Origin of the sequence: Erwinia wuhanensis, from assembly GCF_030484085.1 — a bacterium.
GTDB classification, from domain to species: domain Bacteria; phylum Pseudomonadota; class Gammaproteobacteria; order Enterobacterales; family Enterobacteriaceae; genus Erwinia; species Erwinia aeris.
Genome location: NZ_JAUJUH010000001.1, coordinates 889,355 through 906,743, shown reverse-complemented (window position 1 = coordinate 906,743; position 17,389 = coordinate 889,355). Strand labels below are relative to the sequence as shown.

The 17,389-nt window shown below is 55.8% G+C and carries 12 protein-coding genes; 4 read left to right on the top strand and 8 right to left on the bottom strand.

Annotated elements, in window-relative coordinates:
* The first annotated feature begins 269 nt into the window (after window positions 1-269).
* Entirely contained in the window at window positions 270-1,436 is a 1,167-nt protein-coding gene (locus QZH36_RS04070; protein WP_253454524.1) for a type VI secretion system ImpA family N-terminal domain-containing protein, read from the top strand.
* 389 nt (window positions 1,437-1,825) lie between these two features.
* On the opposite strand, the gene fumA is transcribed toward QZH36_RS04070, so the two are convergent.
* Together fumA and QZH36_RS04060 are read right to left on the bottom strand one after the other, a co-directional pair.
* Window positions 1,826-3,472, bottom strand: coding sequence for a class I fumarate hydratase FumA (gene fumA / locus QZH36_RS04065; protein ID WP_253454523.1), 1,647 nt, complete (start codon window positions 3,470-3,472; stop codon window positions 1,826-1,828).
* Window positions 3,473-3,560: 88 nt separating this feature from the next.
* Window positions 3,561-5,060, bottom strand: a complete 1,500-nt coding sequence (locus tag QZH36_RS04060) for a DASS family sodium-coupled anion symporter (RefSeq protein ID WP_125289686.1) — start codon at window positions 5,058-5,060, stop codon at window positions 3,561-3,563.
* A 579-nt stretch (window positions 5,061-5,639) separates the two neighbouring features.
* On the opposite strand from QZH36_RS04060, the gene QZH36_RS04055 reads away from it, so the two are divergent.
* Complete coding sequence (locus QZH36_RS04055; RefSeq protein WP_253454522.1) at window positions 5,640-8,420, top strand: NADH-dependent fumarate reductase; 2,781 nt, start codon at window positions 5,640-5,642, stop codon at window positions 8,418-8,420.
* Window positions 8,421-8,437: 17 nt separating this feature from the next.
* Window positions 8,438-9,403 (top strand): FAD:protein FMN transferase, encoded by a 966-nt coding sequence (locus tag QZH36_RS04050; protein ID WP_253454521.1) that lies wholly within the window; start codon window positions 8,438-8,440, stop codon window positions 9,401-9,403.
* On the opposite strand, the gene dcuR is transcribed toward QZH36_RS04050, so the two are convergent.
* The 4 genes from dcuR to QZH36_RS04030 all read right to left on the bottom strand — a co-directional run bounded on the left by dcuR (window position 9,384) and on the right by QZH36_RS04030 (window position 14,071).
* A complete protein-coding gene (dcuR, locus tag QZH36_RS04045; protein ID WP_253454520.1) occupies window positions 9,384-10,097 on the bottom strand; it encodes a two-component system response regulator DcuR in 714 nt (237 codons plus the stop codon). The genes QZH36_RS04050 and dcuR overlap by 20 nt on opposite strands.
* Complete coding sequence (locus QZH36_RS04040) at window positions 10,094-11,686, bottom strand: sensor histidine kinase (RefSeq protein ID WP_301729693.1); 1,593 nt, start codon at window positions 11,684-11,686, stop codon at window positions 10,094-10,096. Before QZH36_RS04040 ends, dcuR begins: the two co-directional genes overlap by 4 nt.
* Window positions 11,687-11,785: 99 nt before the next feature.
* Window positions 11,786-12,751, bottom strand: coding sequence for a LysR family transcriptional regulator (locus tag QZH36_RS04035; RefSeq protein WP_253454518.1), 966 nt, complete (start codon window positions 12,749-12,751; stop codon window positions 11,786-11,788).
* A gap of 225 nt (window positions 12,752-12,976) precedes the next feature.
* The gene (locus QZH36_RS04030; protein ID WP_253454516.1) at window positions 12,977-14,071 is read right to left on the bottom strand and encodes a mechanosensitive ion channel family protein; all 1,095 of its coding nucleotides are present in this window, start codon (window positions 14,069-14,071) and stop codon (window positions 12,977-12,979) included.
* 478 nt (window positions 14,072-14,549) lie between these two features.
* On the opposite strand from QZH36_RS04030, the gene QZH36_RS04025 reads away from it, so the two are divergent.
* Window positions 14,550-15,572, top strand: coding sequence for an isopenicillin N synthase family dioxygenase (locus tag QZH36_RS04025; RefSeq protein WP_301729692.1), 1,023 nt, complete (start codon window positions 14,550-14,552; stop codon window positions 15,570-15,572).
* 238 nt (window positions 15,573-15,810) lie between these two features.
* Here the strand turns inward: QZH36_RS04025 and QZH36_RS04020 are convergent, their stop codons facing one another.
* Together QZH36_RS04020 and QZH36_RS04015 are read right to left on the bottom strand one after the other, a co-directional pair.
* Window positions 15,811-16,176 (bottom strand): DUF6404 family protein, encoded by a 366-nt coding sequence (locus tag QZH36_RS04020; RefSeq protein ID WP_253454514.1) that lies wholly within the window; start codon window positions 16,174-16,176, stop codon window positions 15,811-15,813.
* 132 nt (window positions 16,177-16,308) lie between these two features.
* Window positions 16,309-16,905 carry a hypothetical protein gene (locus QZH36_RS04015; RefSeq protein ID WP_301729691.1) on the bottom strand — a complete coding sequence of 199 codons (597 nt, stop codon included), beginning with the start codon at window positions 16,903-16,905 and terminating at the stop codon, window positions 16,309-16,311.
* Window positions 16,906-17,389 lie beyond the last annotated feature (484 nt).

The following is a 17,389-nucleotide window of genomic DNA, read 5'->3' as shown; positions in this document are numbered from 1 at the left end:
TGTTACTGAAAAAGATCGGATGGTGAAATAATGAAAATAAAAGCCGCCTGTTTTGTGAAGAAGCATCCTCATTGCAACGAGGAACGATAAATTACTTTTGCAAATCACTATTATGGTTAATATATTACAGGTGACTTTAGGGTGACATCACGGTTTTATCCTCTGTCCTGAGGAAAATTTTTTATCGTGACGTGGGAAAGTATATTGACGCAAACGCTTGAGGTCCATTCAGGGATTGACAGAATTATTGGAAAAAAGGAACAACCGGCATGACAACACACGGCGACAATATTTTGCAGACAGGCGGCGATCCTCGCGCGCTGGCGGAATTTTCCGCCCTGCGGCAGGAAATCGCCTTGCTCAATCAGCCTGGCGAGTCAGGCCCGGACTGGCAGCGCGTGGAGGCGCTCGCGATCGCGCTTTTTCGGGCGAACGGCATGGATTTGCAAAGCGTGGCCTGGTATACGCTGGCCAGGGCGCACAGCGCCGGGCTGCCGGGATTGTGCGAAGGGTTTGAAATCATTACGGCAATGATGAAACATCAGTGGCCGACGCTCTGGCCGCAGCCGCTTTCCGCCCGGCTGGCGATTGTGACCTGGCTGAGCGCCGGGATGCAACAACGGCTTAAGGAGCTTCAGCCGGAAGCGAGCGATCTCGATCTGCTTTACCGACTGCAGGCGCAGCTGGAACAAAATGTCAACACGCTTGAGGTGCTGGCCTACAAGCATCTGAGCCAGCTTGATCGCCTGAATATCCAAATCAGCGAGCTTATAGCGCAGCTTACCGTGCCGGAACGCCAGCTCAAAACTGACCGGACCATGCTGACGAGGGCGACCCTGGCGCGGGCCGGTCGTAGCGATGAGTTCACGCCGCTGGTTTACGTGCCGGGTGATATGACCAGCTCTGGCGCGCTCACGGTCAGTTTTAGTTTTTGGGAGCGTAGCCGGGGCTTTTTTGCCGGCATGGTTGTCGCCTGCCTGCTGTGCGCTTTAGGCTCGTGGGCTTTGCAGCTGATGCAGCCCGAGCCGGATAAAGCGCAGCGGATTGCTCTGCTGGCCCGCCAGGTTACGCCAGAGCTGGGCGGCCAGGATAAAAACTGGCAGGAGGCCGTTATGCTGGCCGCGCTGCCCAGGGAGCAGCTGGTGCTGTGGCATACGGCACGGTTGAGATTAAAAAAAATGCTGGCGCTGGTGAAGGTGCCGGAGGAGCAGCGCGCTGGCTGTCTTACCTATACGGAATTCGAGGCTCAGCTGGTCACTCTTCGGCAGCCTCTGGAAGCGATGCAGCCCGCAGAGGAGCTGTTGCGTCAGCTTGAGTCGAATCCGCTATCGCCGGTATTAAGAGGGAAAATAGAGAATCGCTTAAAACAGCTGCTGGCGCGCTACGCGCTTATTCTTCAGTCTGCCAGTAAAGACGCTTCGGAGAATAATAAATAATAGCCTGCGCGCTTCTTTTTAAACGAATGACGTTTTCCTGAAATAGTATAAAGAAGATGGGCGGAATATGTGTTCTGTTTCTTAACGGAGCTTTTCATCGTTATAGCCAGGCTCGTAACAAGACCCGCTTGTTTTACCAGTCGTTTTTCAAAAATAACCCTGTGGTATTTTATCAGGTTCATTTTTACTGCGCGCTTCTGTTTCCCCCAGAGATGGGGTGTAGGTTATTTTTTACAGGGGGTAAGCAGCGCCAGCAAATAAACAGGGTGGATAAGAAGCGAATTTACAGGGCATGTAACGGGCAGGGCACTGTCGTTGTATTAGCGCGCCAGCAGCCTTTATCTGGCGCGCTCATGGCTGGCTCCTTTATTCGATAAAGGGGCCGCTGATTATTTGGCGCATTTACCGCACTGATTTTGCGCAATCAGCGTGAAAAAGTCGTTGCCTTTATCATCGACCAGGATAAACGCCGGGAAGTTTTCCACCTCAATCTTCCATACCGCTTCCATACCCAGCTCCGGGTATTCCACGCACTCCAGGCTCTTGATACTCTGCTGCGCCAGCACCGCCGCCGGGCCGCCGATACTGCCCAGGTAAAAGCCACCGTGTTCGCGACAGGCGTCGGTCACCTGCTGGCTGCGGTTGCCTTTCGCCAGCATAATCAGGCTGCCGCCGTTGGCCTGTAAACGATCGACATAAGAATCCATTCGTCCGGCGGTTGTCGGGCCAAGCGAGCCGGAAGCATAGCCTTCGGGGGTTTTGGCCGGGCCGGCGTAGTAAACGGGGTGATCTTTCAGGTACTGCGGTAAACCTTCGCCTCTTTCCAGCCGTTCGGCGAACTTCGCATGGGCAATATCGCGCGCCACGATAATGGTACCGCTTAGCGAAAGCCGGGTAGAAACCGGGAAGCGCGACAGCTGCGCCAGAACCTCTTCTATCGGCCGGTTGAGGTTAATCTGATGCACCTCGCCTTCACCCTGCTGGCGCAGTTCGGCCGGAATATAGCGTCCCGGATTATCCTCCAGCTTTTCAATCCAGATGCCATCGCGGTTGATTTTCGCTTTGATATTGCGGTCGGCGGAGCAGGAAACGCCCATGCCGACCGGGCAGGAAGCGCCGTGGCGCGGCAGGCGGATCACCCGAATATCGTGGGCGAAGTATTTGCCGCCGAACTGGGCGCCCAGCCCCAGCTTCTGCGCGGCCGCCAGCAGCGCCTGCTCCAGCTCGCGATCGCGGAACGCCTGGCCATGCTCATTGCCTTCAAACGGCAGGCCGTCATAGTAGTGCGTTGAGGCCAGCTTGACCGTTTTCAGGGTGCTTTCGGCCGAGGTGCCGCCGATCACAAAGGCGATATGGTAAGGCGGGCAGGCCGCCGTGCCCAGCGTGCGCATTTTCTCGGTCAGCCAGGCCTCCAGCCTGCCGGGGTTGAGCAGAGCGCGCGTCTCCTGCCACAGGTAGGTTTTGTTGGCGGAGCCGCCGCCTTTAGCCATGCAGAGAAATTTATACTCATCGCCGTCCACGCTGTAGAGGTCGATCTGCGCAGGCAGGTTAGTACCGGTATTGATCTCGCGATACATATCCAGCGCGACGTTCTGCGAGTAGCGCAGATTATCCTGGCTGTAGGTGTTGTAAACGCCCTGCGACAGCGCCGCTTCATCGCCGCCGCCGGTCCAGACGCGCTGGCCTTTTTTGCCCATAATAATGGCTGTGCCGGTATCCTGGCAGGTTGGCAGCACGCCTTTCGCCGCGATCTCGGAGTTTCTTAAGAATTGCAGCGCCACATACTTGTCGTTCTCGCTGGCCTCCGGATCGCTCAGAATAGCGGCGACCTGGCGCTGGTGTGCGGGACGCAGCATAAAAGCGGCATCGTGAAACGCCTGCTGCGCCAGCAAAGTCAGCGCTTCCGGCTCGACTTTCAGCACTTCCTGACCGGCGAATTCGCTGACGGAAACGTGATCGCTGCTCAGCAGATAGTATTCGGTTTCGTCAGGGGCGAGAGGAAAAGGGTTCTGATAGACGAAAGGTTTGTTTGACATTTTGCTCACCTGGTAAGCCGTAGCGTGCGCCGCGGCAAGGAAAGAGGCCGGGGCCGGAAAAGGCCCGTCAGCCTGGGTTTTTTTACGGTCAGAACATCATGACCATCCATGGATAGGCAATCAGCATCATGCCGCCGAGGAAAATCGCGCCGAAAATAGTGCCAAGCCGCCAGTAGTCTTTGGTCGGCAGATAGCCGCTGCCGTAGTAGATTGGGCTGGGGCCGGTGCCGTATGGGGTAATAATCCCCATCACGCCGAGCGAGGTCACCATCATCAGGCAGTAGACCGGCATATTGATGCCCGGAATGGCGGCAGCGATGGTCAGCATGGCCGGCAGCAGCGCGGTGGTATGAGCGGTGGTGCTGGCAAAAAGGTAGTGCAGCAGGAAGAAGGCCACCAGCAGCATCACGGCCGCCACTTGCGGATCGATGCCGGTCAGCAGCTGGCCGCCTTCTTTGCCCAGCCAGGCAATAAAGCCGACGCGCGCCAGGCCATCCGCCAACGCCACCAGCGTGGCGAACCAGGCGAAGGTGTTCCAGGCCGGTTTATTGCTGGTGATATCGTTCCAGTTCAGCACGCCCGTCCACAGCATCAGCACCACGACCAGCAGCGCCGCCATGGCCGGTTCAATCCAGCTGGTGGCGAAAATCCACATCAGCAGCGCGCAGCAGACAAACAGCAGCAGCAGCATTTCGTTGCGCGACAGCTTGCCCAGTTTTTCCAGCTCGCTTTTTGCCCAGCGCGGCACCTCGTCGTTGATCTTCACTTCCGGCGGATAGAACCAGTAGGCCAGTAAAGGCATGGTTAAGATCAGCAGCAGGCCCAGTGGCAGGAAGGCGAGGAACCAGTTCCCCCATGAGATATCGAAGCCCACGATGCTTTTCACCAGCGCCAGCGCCAGCAGGTTAGGCGCGAGCGCCGACAGGAACATCGAGCTGGTAATACAGGCTGCGGTGATCGCCACCCACATTAAATAAGAACCAATTTTGCGCGCGCTGGGATCGTTGGGTTTGGAACCGTACAGCGGCGGCAGGTTAGCAATAATCGGGTAGATAGTCCCGCCGCTGCGCGCCGTGTTGGACGGGGTAAAAGGCGCCAGCAGCAGATCGGCGAAGGTAATGGCGTAGCCCAGCGTCAGGCTGCGTCGCCCCAGATACTTCACCAGGATCAGCGCCAGACGGCGGCCAAACTGCGTCTTGTCATAACCCGCAGCGAACATAAACGCGCCGAAAATCAGCCAGACCGTAGAGTTGCCGAACCCGCTGACCGCCCATTTAAAGGACTGCGTGGCGGCCTGGAATTTGGGGTCGGCCAGCTCGGCCGGACTGAACAGCAGCCAGTGGCTGAACAGGGCAATGACCACCACCCCGGTCAGGCCGATCACCGCACCGGGCAACGGTTCGAAGATCAGGCCAACGATGACGCCGACGAACACCGCGAAGAAGCGCCAGGCGTAAGGCTCCAGCCCGCCGGGGACCGGCGTCAGCAGCAGCAGCACCGTGACCAGCACGGGCAGAAAAAGCATAACAAGACGTTTTTTGGTTCCCGGTGAGGCGGGCGATCCACTCGACGTTGATTTTGTTTTCATAGTGTTGATCTGCAAGTTAACAGTAATAAAAGAGATATGTCCCGGTTAATGGCTACGCCCTTTTTAAACGGGCTTATTTACCGCGACCCTGGTGACAGGATGACCTTTTTAAACATGTTTTTAACATACTATTAAGGAACTGTGAAGATAATGCAGGTCGCCCTGAATAATAATATTGATCTGGATCAATAAATATTTCCAGCCATTTTGTTCTTTTTTTTGGAAAATGCATTTTCCCTGATTGTCTTCCCAAAATTGTTACGTGTAGAGCAGTTTACTGTTACGTTTTTATTTCCTGAAATAGCTGGTACTATTTTTAGTGTATTGATTTTATTGGTTTTATTTTTAGGTGGCAATTGGAATTTGCTTTTAGTTAACTAATGAGTAACAATCAGGGCGGTGACGGCGTGACATAATGCGGTAATTGTTTCTGGTAATTTAAAAAGTTTAATAACTAAATTAACCGATTTAATAAATCCAGAATTGATATATTTATTGCATAAAGCAGAACCCGTTAATTAAGCGAAGACGTTTCTTATGTAACACGGTTCAAAAATTTAAATTTTGGAGTCGATAATAATGAACACGCTCACCCCGATCCTTAATCCGCTGACGCTGCCGAATGGCGCCGTATTAAAAAACCGTCTGGTAATGGCGCCAATGACCACCTGTACGGGATTCTACGACGGCACCGTCACCAGTGAACTGGTAGAGTATTATCGCGAACGTGCCGGCAGCCTGGGCGCGGTGATCGTGGAGTGCTGTTTTATCGATCCCAAAGGGCCGGCATTCCCCGGCGCGATAGGCATTGACAGCGATAACAAAATTGCGGGCCTGGCGCGGATAGCAAGCGCGATCAAATCCAAAGGCTCGCAGGCTATTCTGCAAATTTATCACGGCGGCAGGATGGTGGAGCCGGAGCTGATCGGCGGCAGAACGCCGGTTGCGCCCAGCGCCATCGCCGCGCCGCGTGAAGGCGCCACCACGCCGCAGGCGCTGACCGGCGAAGAAGTTGAGGTGATGATCACCAAATTCGGTGACGCGGTGAACCGCGCCATCAAGGCCGGCTTCGACGGCGTGGAGCTGCACGGCGCGAACACCTACCTGATCCAGCAGTTCTATTCGCCCAATTCCAACCAGCGCGACGACCAGTGGGGCGGCAGCCGCGATAACCGCACGCGCTTCCCGCTGGCGGTGCTGGATATCACGCATAAAATGGCCGAACGCTTCGCGGACGATACCTTTATCATCGGCTATCGTTTCTCGCCGGAAGAGCTGGAAGTCCCCGGTATTCGCTTTGACGACACGATGTATCTGCTGGAAAAACTCGCCGAGCGCGGGCTGGACTACGTGCATTTTTCCGTAGGGCAGCTGCTGCGGCCTTCTATCGTCGACACCCAGGATCCCACGCCGCTGATTACCAAATTCCGCGCTATGCGCTCCGAAACGCTGGCAAAAATTCCGGTGATCGGCGTCGGCGGCGTGGTGAATAAAGCCGATGCCGAAAGCGGGCTGGAGCACGGTTTCGATCTGGTGGCAATCGGCAAAGCCTGCATCGCCTATCCTGACTGGGCCGATCGCATTATTCACAACGACCATCTGGAACTCTATATCGACAGCAACCGGCGCGAGGCGCTGAAAATCCCCGAGCCGCTGTGGCGCTTCTCGCTGGTGGATGCGATGATCCGCGATATGAGCGCGACCGGCCGCAAATATAAAGCGGGCGTTTATCAGGAAAAAGTCGAGGCGGAGGCGCTGAAGCTAAAAATCAACGTCGCGCTGGATACCGATCGCATTACCGATATCACGCTGGTGCCGGACGATACGCTCGACGTCGATTTCACCACCACTTTCGAAAGCCTGCGCAACCGCATTCTGGTTGCTAACAGCCCGCATGTGGATGCGATTACCGGCGCCACCACCCAAAGTGAAGCCCTGAAAAAAGCGGTTTCGCGGGCGCTCGCTACCTCCAGCAAAGAGCATGTAATAGAAGAGGGCGGCAATCCGCAGGCGCCGCAAAACTACGACGTGGTGGTTATCGGCAGCGGCGGCGCGGGCCTGGCGGCGGCTATCCAGGCGCATGACGAAGGCGCGCGCGTGGCCATTATCGAAAAAATGCCGACCATCGGCGGCAATACCATCAAGGCCTCGGTAGGCATGAACGCGGCGGAAACGCGCTTCCAGAAGCTGAAAGGCATCAAGGACAGCAAAACGCTGTTCTATGAAGAAACCCTGAAAGGCGGCCATTTCAAAAACAATCCCGTGCTGTTGAAAGAGTTTGTGGAGCTGGCGCCTGAGGCTATCGAATGGCTGGCGGCGAAAGGCATTGAGCTGAACGATATCACCATCACCGGCGGCATGAGCATCGACCGCACCCATCGTCCGGCAGACCGCTCGGCGGTAGGGGGCTTTCTGATCAGCGGCCTGGTGAAAAACATTAACCAGCGCAATATCGAGGTGCTGCTGGAAACCTCGGTGGAAGAGATCATTTATACCGACGGCAGGGTCAGCGGCGTGAAGGTGGTCGATGAATATTACGACAGCCGCATTCTTAACGCCCGCAGCGTAATCGTTGCCACCGGCGGCTTCAGCGCCAACCGCGAGATGGTCACCCATTACCGGCCGGAGCTGGACGGCTTTGTCACCACTAACCACAAGGGCGCGACCGGCAGCGGTATCGCGCTGCTGCAAAAACTTGGCGCGGGCACGGTGGATATGGGCGAAATCCAAATCCATCCAACCGTAGAGCAAACCACCTCCTATCTGATCTCCGAATCGATTCGCGGCGGCGGCGCCATTCTGGTCAGCCAGGCCGGACACCGTTTCTGCAACGAGATGGCGACCCGCGATAAAGTATCGGCGGATATTATCGCGCTGCCGGAGAAAAGCGCTTGGGTGATTTTTGACGAACAGGTCAGGCTGAACAACAAGGCGGCCGACGAATACCTTGCCAAAGGCTTTGTGGTCAGCGCGTCTTCGCCGCAGGAGCTGGCGATCAAGCTCAATATGGATCTGCACGCGCTGCTGGCGACGCTGGAGCGCTACAACCTGTTTGTCGAGCGCCAGCAGGATGAGGATTTCGGTCGTCAGACCGCGATGCGCCATCCGCTGAACCAGGGGCCGTTTTACGCCATCCGCATCGCGCCCGGCGTGCACCATACGATGGGCGGCGTCACCATCAACAGCGATACCGCCGTGCTGGATGAGCAGCAGCAGGTTATTGCCGGGGCATGGGCGGCGGGTGAAGTCGTCGGCGGCATTCACGGCGGTAACCGTATCGGCGGCAACGCTATTGCCGATATCATTATCTTCGGCACGCTGGCCGGACGTCACGCGGCTGATTTCGCCCTGCATCATTAACACACCGGAGAGCCACGATGCCAGCTGACGCGCGACTTTACGCTTACTCTGCGGTGCTGATGGGCTCGCCCATCCTGCTGAAGCTGGCGGAGCACGACGAAAAGCTGGCGGGCGACGTGTTCCGCCTGATCCGCCAGCAGGAAAATCTGTTTACCGTGAATCGTGCCGGTTCGCAGCTGATGGCGGTGAACGCGGCGGCGGGCAGCCATCCCGTTGCGGTCAGCGCGCCGGTGTTTGCGCTGATCAAACGCGCCAGGGAAGTGAGCCTGCTGGCCGGAAGCTGTTTCAACTTCGCTATCGGGCCGCTGGTCAAGCGCTGGAAAATCGGTTTTCAGGGCGACAGCGTGCCGCCCGCGCACGAGCTACAGGCGCTGCTGGCATTAACCGATCCCGCCCGCGTGCAGCTGGACGAGCAGCAGCAGACGGTGTTTCTGCCGCAGCCCGGCATGGAGATCGATCTGGGCGCGATAGCCAAAGGCTATATCGCCGACGTGGTCAGGGATTTTCTGCATCAGCGCGGCTGCTTCTGCGGGCTGATCAATCTTGGCGGCAACCTACAAACGCTTGATGCACCCGCAGGCGAAACGGCATGGGCGATAGGCGTGCAGCTGCCTTTTGGCGAGCCGGGCGCGCTGATCGGCAGCGTCGCCGTCAGCAATAAATCGGTGGTGACGTCGGGCGTGTATGAGCGCTACTTCGAGCTGAACGGCCGCCTCTATCACCATATCCTCAATCCGCAAACCGGTTATCCGCTGGACAACGAGCTGCTCGGCGTAACGGTCATTTCTGACCGTTCGCTCGACGGCGATATTTTTACCACGCTGCTGTATGGCTTGGGCGTAGAACAGAGCCTTGTTTTCCTGAAGGATTATCCGCAGATCGAGGCCATTTTCGTGACGCGAGAGCAGCAGGTAGTGCTGGCAACCCAACAGCCTTTCCGGCTGCTGGACGAGCGCTGGCGGGTTATTGACAGTACTGTTTAAGCAGCTCGCTGTATTCGGCCTGTAGCCGATAGCGGTAGACCGGCCTGCCGGTTGCGCCATAGTGGATGCTGGTAAAGAGTATATGGCACTGCGCCAGCCAGATCAGGTATTTGCGGCAGGAAACGCGGGAGATGTTGACCGCTGCGGCCAGCTCGTCGGTAGAGAACTCTTCCGCCGGATGCGCGTCAATCCACTGGCAGAGCGTGCGCAGCGTCTGCGGCGTCAGGCCTTTCGGCAGGCGTTTGCCTTCGGCTGGCGCATCCCTGTCGCCGTGGAGCAGCCGATCCACATCGGCCTGCTGATACCAGGGCTGGCTGTCCATCAGCGTCTTGCGGCGACGCCAGCCGGTCAGCGCCTCTTCAAAACGCGAGAACTGGAAAGGCTTGATCAGATAGTCCACCACGCCGTAGTGCAGCGATTGCCTGACGGTATCGGCATCGGCGGCGGAAGAGATCACAATTACATCCACCGCCTGCTTCGCCTGGCGCAGCGCGGGCAGCAGATCCAGCCCGCTCTCCTGCTGCAAATAGATATCCAGCAGGATCAAATCAATGCCGCCATGCAGCGCCATCTCCTTTGCCTGTTGCAGGGTCGAGGCTATGCCCACGCAGTGAAATCCTTCCAGCTGGCCGATATAGCAGCGGTTCAACTCGGCGACCATGGCGTCATCATCGACGACTAACACGTTAATCATGCGCTTTTGTTTCCTCTATCCCAGGGCAGTTGGACTAAAAATTGCGTATAAACGCCGGGTTCGGACTCTACAATAATTTTTCCGCCAAGGCTTTCGGTTTGTTGTTTGACGAGGAACAAGCCCATGCCCCGATCGTCTCCTTTGCTGGAAACGCCTTTCTCAAAGATAGCATCTGGTTCCGGGATGCCCGGCCCGTCATCGCTGACCTCGCAGGCCAGCCAGCCGTTCTGATAGTGCAGCAGCACGCTGATTTCGCCGCCGGGCTGGCCGTCTGCGGCCTCCAGCGCGTTTTCAATCAGGTTGCCCAGAATGGTGATCAGCGCGGCGGACTGCGTTTCGCTGCCGCAGTCCGGCAGCAGGCTGTCCTCGCTGACGATCAGCCGGTGGCCGCGATCGGTCGCGCGTTCGATCTTGCTTAACAGAAAGCCCGCAATCACCGGCGATTTAATTTTCATCAGCAGCGAGCCAATCTCTGTCTGATAGCCGTTGGCGGTTTTCAGGATATAGCTTTCCAGCTGCTGGTAGTTTTTCATATGCAGCAGGCCGAGGATCACATGCAGCTTGTTCATAAATTCATGCGAGCGCTCGCGTAGCGCGTCAACATAGTTGACCAGGCCGTCCAGCCGCTGCACCAGCTGGCTGACCTCGGTTTTATCCCTGAAGGTACAGACCGCGCCGATAATCATGCCCTTGCTGCGCACCGGCATGGTATTGCTGAGCAGCACGCGCCCCTTGAAATGCAGCTCTCTGTCGCGCTGCGGCACGCCGCTTTGCACCACTTCGCGCAGGTTGGCGATGAGCGGGCCGGGCGCTTCGTCCTGCGGATGGCGCGCTTCGGTAAAAAGCTGCTGCGCGGCGCGGTTGATCAGCGTGACCTGTACGCGATCGTCCACCGCAATAACGCCTTCCTTAATCGATTGCAGCATCGCCTGGCGCTGCTCATACAGCATCGAAATCTCGTAAGGCTCCAGACCGGAGAGCACGCGGCGGGAGGCCCGCACCAGGCACCAGGTGCCGATAGCGCCCGCCAGCACGCCGAACAGTGCCGTCCACAGTACCGACCAGCGGGTACGCGCGATCTGCTGCGCGACCTCGCTCAACGAGATACCTACCGCCACCACGCCAATCTGCCGCTGCCGGGCGTCGTAAATCGGCGTAAATACGCGTAGCGCCTGCGCCAGCTGGCCGCGATTGATCGACACGTTTTCCTTACCCGCCAGCGCCGGCTGCAAATCCTCGCCGATGAAAGGGCGGTTGATGGCGTTTTTATCAGGGTGAGAATAGCGGATACCGCGCATATCGGTGACCACGACAAACAGCAAATGGTTGCTTTCCTGTACCGCCTGAGTAAGCGGCTGAATAATGTTGCGATCGGCGGGCAGCAGCAGGCCGCGCTGTACTTCGGCAGAATCGGCCAGGGTACGCGCCACCGCCAGCGCTTTATCCTTAACGCCGGCGCGGGTGATATGGCTTATCTGGAAAAAATAGAACAGATGAACGATCAGCAAAACCACGGCGAGCACCGCGCCGACCATCAGGCTGACGGAGGTGCTGAGCTTCAGTGGACGTTTACGGGACGGGTTACTCATGATCGCTCCATGACTGGCGGGACGAAACGGGCTGGCGAAGGATTACTATAGCGGACGACGCCGACAGGAAAAAGCGGACGGCCCGTCGCCGGAGCGCCATCAGGCGACAGCGCCTGAGGTCATCTGGCGCGGCGCCCGCCGTGCCTCTGCCGCTATTTCTTCGCGCAGCAGGGCAATCAGTTCGCGCAGGCCCTGCGGCACGCGCCGATGGCCCGGATAGTAGAGGCATAGCGCAGGTTCGACGGGCGACCAGTCGGGCAATACCACGTGCAGAGCGCCGTTCAGCAACGGCTCTTTTACGCGGTCTTCCAGACAGTAAGCGATACCCGTTCCGGCAAGCGCCAGCTCCAGCGCCAGCGTGGTTTCGCTGACGCAAATTTGTCCCGGCACGTCGATCACGCGGTAGTCGTTGCCCTGACGAAACTCCCACTTATAGATCACGCCCTGGCCGGTGCGCATACGGATACAGGAATGCGCGCGAAGATCTTCAGGCTCCAGCAGCGGCGGGCGGTGATAAAGATAGCGCGGCGCAGCGACGGCAACCCATTTCAGATCCGCGCCCAGCTTTACGGCGACTAAGTCTTCCGGCACGGTGCCGCCAAAACGGATACCGGCGTCGAAGCCTTCCGCCACGATATCCACCATGCGATCGTCCACGCAGACTTCCACCTCAACCTCCGGATACTTGCTGAGGAACTTTGGCAGATAGCGGCCCACAATCAGTCGCGCGCCGTCGCTCAGCACATTCAGGCGCAGACGGCCTGCCGGACGATCGCGCAGGCGATTTACCTCATCCAGCGCGTCGCCGATCTCCTGAAAACCGACGTTCAGCCGCCGCGCCAGGCTGGCGCCCGCTTCGGTAGGGGCAACGGTGCGGCTGGTGCGGTTCAGCAGCCGCACGCCCAGCCGCGTTTCCAGATTGCGGATAGCGTGACTGAGCGCGGAGGTAGTAATGCCCAGCTCCACGGCGGCTTTGGTAAAGCTGCGCAGGCGTTCCACCATGCGAAAAGCGTTCAGGTCGGCGAGATCGCTGCGTGACAGCGCGGCTGTGGGTTTAACGGGCATGGGATCGTCCAGGGGATGAGCCAGATTCAATGCTGCAACGCTGGCGGTGCTAAAGGAAACCAAGTTTAATGATATTCGCTAATCAGACGCAACCGGCAACGCCGCTTCTTTAACTGAAAGCGGCGTTACCCATCGCCAGGCTGGTGTCAGGATGCCGCGCGGCCAGCGAGCACGGTTTTTGCCGCGCCTGCTGGCAAAAATAGCCGGCAGTACTGGCTATCTTCCTCAGGCAGGCTGTTCCTCCTGCGGCAGCGAATTTTCAAAGGTCACAAAACGGTGCGGCCCGGCCAGGCCAATACCTGTCTCTTCCAGATACTCTTTGATCCGCAGGTTAATCTCCTGCTGAATATCCATGTACTGGTTATAGTCGGAAAACTTCAGGATATGCACCACCTCAAACATAATGCGATCGGACTCGAAAGAGGCCAGGTGCGCGCGGTCAAAGCGGGTTTTATCAATGCGGCCGATCACCTCTTCAATCATGGGGCCAATCTTGCGCAGCTGCTCGGCCGATGTCGCCAGCGGCACGCCAAAGCTGAAGACGATACGGCGCGTCTGCATCCTTTTATAGTTGTGGATGGTTTGCTGCAGCAGGATGGCGTTGGCACAGACGATCTGCTCGCCGCTCAGGCTGCGGATGCGCGTGGTTTTCAGCCCGATATGTTCGATAGTGCCCGCCACGTCGTTAAAAACCACAAAGTCGCCGATCTCAAAAGGCTTATCAATACCGATTGAAAGAGAGGCGAAAAGGTCGCTCAGCACCGTCTGTACCGCGAGCGCGATGGCGATACCGCCGACGCCCAGGCTTGCCACCAGCGCGGTAATATTGACGCCCGCATTGGCGAGTATCGACAGGATCATCACCGACCAGACCAGCGCCCGGAACAGCAGCCCAAGAATGATGGTAGTGACAGGATTGCGGTGCGAGTCCGGGCCGAAGTTCGTCAGCGAATAGCGCAGCCAGGACTGCACGGCCTGATCCAGCCACAGCGCGATTTGCAGCGCCAACACCAGGAACCAGGCGTGCGGGATGGTGCCGCTGACCTGGCCGGGCAACACGATAAACTGCAGGCTGAACAGAAAAGAAGCGATAAAGATCAGCGTGACCCGGGTTCTTTTCAGCACGTCCAGAAAGACGCGGTGCGCCACGCGATTTTCATGATCTTCCGCCCACGAGCCTATCCGTTTTTCCAGCAGAGAGATAACTTTGCGGATCAGGAAGAAAGTCACAGCGGTGATCACCACTACCAGCAGAATGTTACCCCAGAAGGTCACTGACGTAATCAACTTCAAATAGTTTGTATGAAAGATTTCTTTCACACGGCCTCCTTTATTCTGAATGGGTAAGAGAGTAAGTGTAGTAGAAAATTCAAAGGGATAGCTGTTTTTTGATTTCTAATTTAGATTTACAGTTAAAATGAAGCTGTACTTAAATATTAGTGGGGGTTTTTTAATCTAACTTGTTGTTATAAAAGGCTGTATCGTGTTTTTGTGGTTATTATTTCAGCTTCAGGTGGCTGGGTAATAATAAGATTTTCCATTGAGTTGCTATAAAAATTAATAATTAATTTGGTGGGCCAGGCTGAGTATTTATTTTCTGGCTGATAGTTATATTCTTATCAGGAAGTTTTAGCCGTTTCTGCTGATGGAGTTGGTCGGGTTTTAACGCAAAGAGCAGGTAATAAACGAGGCAAAATGACTTCTGACATTTGCATATAGATAGCAGGAATAGTTCGTAGAGATAGTACAGGCGGAGTGGCAATGTGGAACTAAGCCTCTTTCAGCCAGGATAAAAGTCATGAGCCAACAAAGTCCGTTAACGCTTCCGGTTATCGATTTCGCTCAATTAACCGCATCGGCGCAGCAGCGTTCAGCCTTGCTCGACTCGCTTGCCCGGGCGGCACGTGAAGTCGGGTTTTTCTATCTGATCAATCATGGGATCAACCAGCCGTTGATCGACAGAGTGCAGCAGGTTGCTCGCGCGTTCTTTGCTTTACCGCCGGAAGAGAAACTCAGGGTCAAAATGGCGAATTCGCCGCATTTTCGCGGCTATAACCTTGCTGGCGTAGAGATAACCCGTAATCAGCCTGACTATCGCGAACAGTTCGATATCGGCGCGGAACGAGAGGCGTTACCCGTCTCGCCAGATATTCCGGCATGGCAAAGAATGCAGGGGCCTAACCAGTGGCCGCAGGCGCTGCCGGAACTGCAACTTGTGCTAACGCGCTGGCAGCAGGAAATGACTGAGGTCGCATTGAAACTGCTGCGTGCTTTCGCCGAGGCGCTGCAACTGCCGCAGGACGCTTTCGACGCCCTTTACGGCGCTTTCCCCAATGAACATATCAAACTGATCCGCTATCCGGGGCGCACCGACAGCGAATCGCGTCAGGGCGTGGGCGCGCATAAGGATTCCGGTTTTTTGACGCTGCTGCTGCAGGATGATAAGCCAGGTCTGGAGGTTGAGGTTCGTCCTGGCGAATGGACAGCGGCGACGCCTTTACCCGGTTCGTTTGTAGTCAATATTGGGGAGCTGCTTGAGCTGGCGACCAACGGCTATCTGCGTGCCACCGTGCACCGAGTAGTATCGCCGCAGACGGAACAGGAGCGTTTATCTGTCGCCTTTTTTCTTGGCGCCCAGCTTGACGCCGTGGTGCCGGTATATCAGCTGCCGGAAGCGCTGGCGAACCTGGCGCAGGGGCCGGACAGCGATCCGCAAAATCCGCTGCTGCGGGAGGTCGGCTGGAACTATTTAAAAGGGCGGCTGCGCTCGCATCCCGACGTGGCGCAGCGCTTCTATGCAGACTTCACTGAGCACTGTTGAGAAAGATGCGCTCCACAGGCGCATTGGCCAGTTGCCTTTGATAAGCGCTGCTGCTGCGGTTCGGCATGATGGAACAACATAACAGGGGGTAAGAAAGCTATAGGGAACCTCAGCGGAAGATGTCCGCATGCCGGAAACGGCATGCGTAAAGACGGCCGCCTGTTAATAGCCTGATGATGCAGCAGTATGAAAGGCCACGAGAAATCGGCTGCCGGATTCAGGCCCGGCAGCCGCGTTTTTATAGCTTTTCCCACGCTGGCAGGTGATTAGCTCGTTTTCGCCATTCCTGGAATGCCGCCATAATCACCCCGAAAACCAGACCGGCTATCAGCGTCGAGGTAGCGGCATAAAGCAGCGTGGCTCCCTGAGATTTCCAGAAAATAAACCACATTACTATCCCCCAGAACGGCGTATAGACGACGGCAAAGCTGAAAAAGTTCGTCCAGAATGTTGAGAAGGGCGGTGGAGGCACATGGATCCCCAACCGCCACAGAAATATATGGCACGGAGGGGCGTAGATGCTGGGCCACATCCCCCTGCCTTCCATAATCGCCATGGCACGATTTTTTCTTTTTTCGAAAACTGAGTCCCCGGTCATTTGCATACCCCCCTCTTGTTTTTCTTTTGTCTAATTATAACGGAAGGGTCAAAAAATATACTTTTTTTAAGATTTTTTAGAAAATTCTGGAAACATCATCGGAATGGGAAAAAAGTAGTTATAATCCAGCAGGTTAATTTATCTCCCCAAAGAGAGTGTCTGCGCTTTATGCGTCGGTAAAAATAAATTATTAGCCAGTAAGTTGACCTGGAAGTTGTTATTAATTAATTGGATGATCTTTATTAGGGCACTAAGTATTTGCCTGGCGCTTACCTCCAGCCAGCTTTGTCGATGCATGATCCCGGCGCAGATGACAGCGGGAAGGCAAGGCGCAAACTGTTGCCGATTCGCTTCAAAAGGGTAGAGCACGGTGTCCAGAGTGAAATCGGAAACGACAGTGCCGATAATCTCGCCATCTGCCCGCGCGTTAAGTTCCGTCAGCCGTGCGTTCTGCACAATTTGCAACTGAAGCCATTCTTTAGTGCGCACGTCGCAAAGCATCCTTTGGTTCTCAGGTTCCTTAAGCTGGTCGACTTTTTCCTCATTCATTCCGGCCTGACTGCTTATCAACTGTGAGTATGCTTGTTGCTCGTCAGTGCTGATAAACAGGTTAAGTAACCTCCGCCACAGGCTGCTGTGTAGCCGCTGCTCCGCTATTTGCGCTTTCAGCGTAGCAGTTAGCTGATGACGCGCCTGATACCGCTTGCCTTTCCGGCAAACGTTCTGAGGCTGCATTTTCCGAAACCTCCTTTTAAAGGTTGAAATTGTTAATATAGTTACCAGAGGTTATGCGACAGGACTGCTCAGTGAAATAATGGTCTGGCGGAGAATCTGTCGGACAGGTAATTCAGCTATCTTTTATAGTTTTTTATAAATTTCCAATATGGTTTTTAGACAGGTGGCTAATAACCACCTTGCTGCTGGTAGCATAAAACATATCAACTGTCTTTGATATTACCGGTAGGGATTTTTATACTACCAGACCCGATTTTGGTTTTTTTAAAAAGGTAACGATATTCGGGACGCCGGAAATTACTTCCACAATCAGTATAAATCAGGCAAGTAGTTTTGAAAGTGAATACATTTTTCGGATAAATGTCGATTCCGGCAGGATCCATAAGTTATATCCTTTTTTCAGGACATTAATTGCATATAATTCCCGCAGACTCGTCTGATTATCGCCCATCAACTTAAATCACAACGCAATAAATGGTACCCT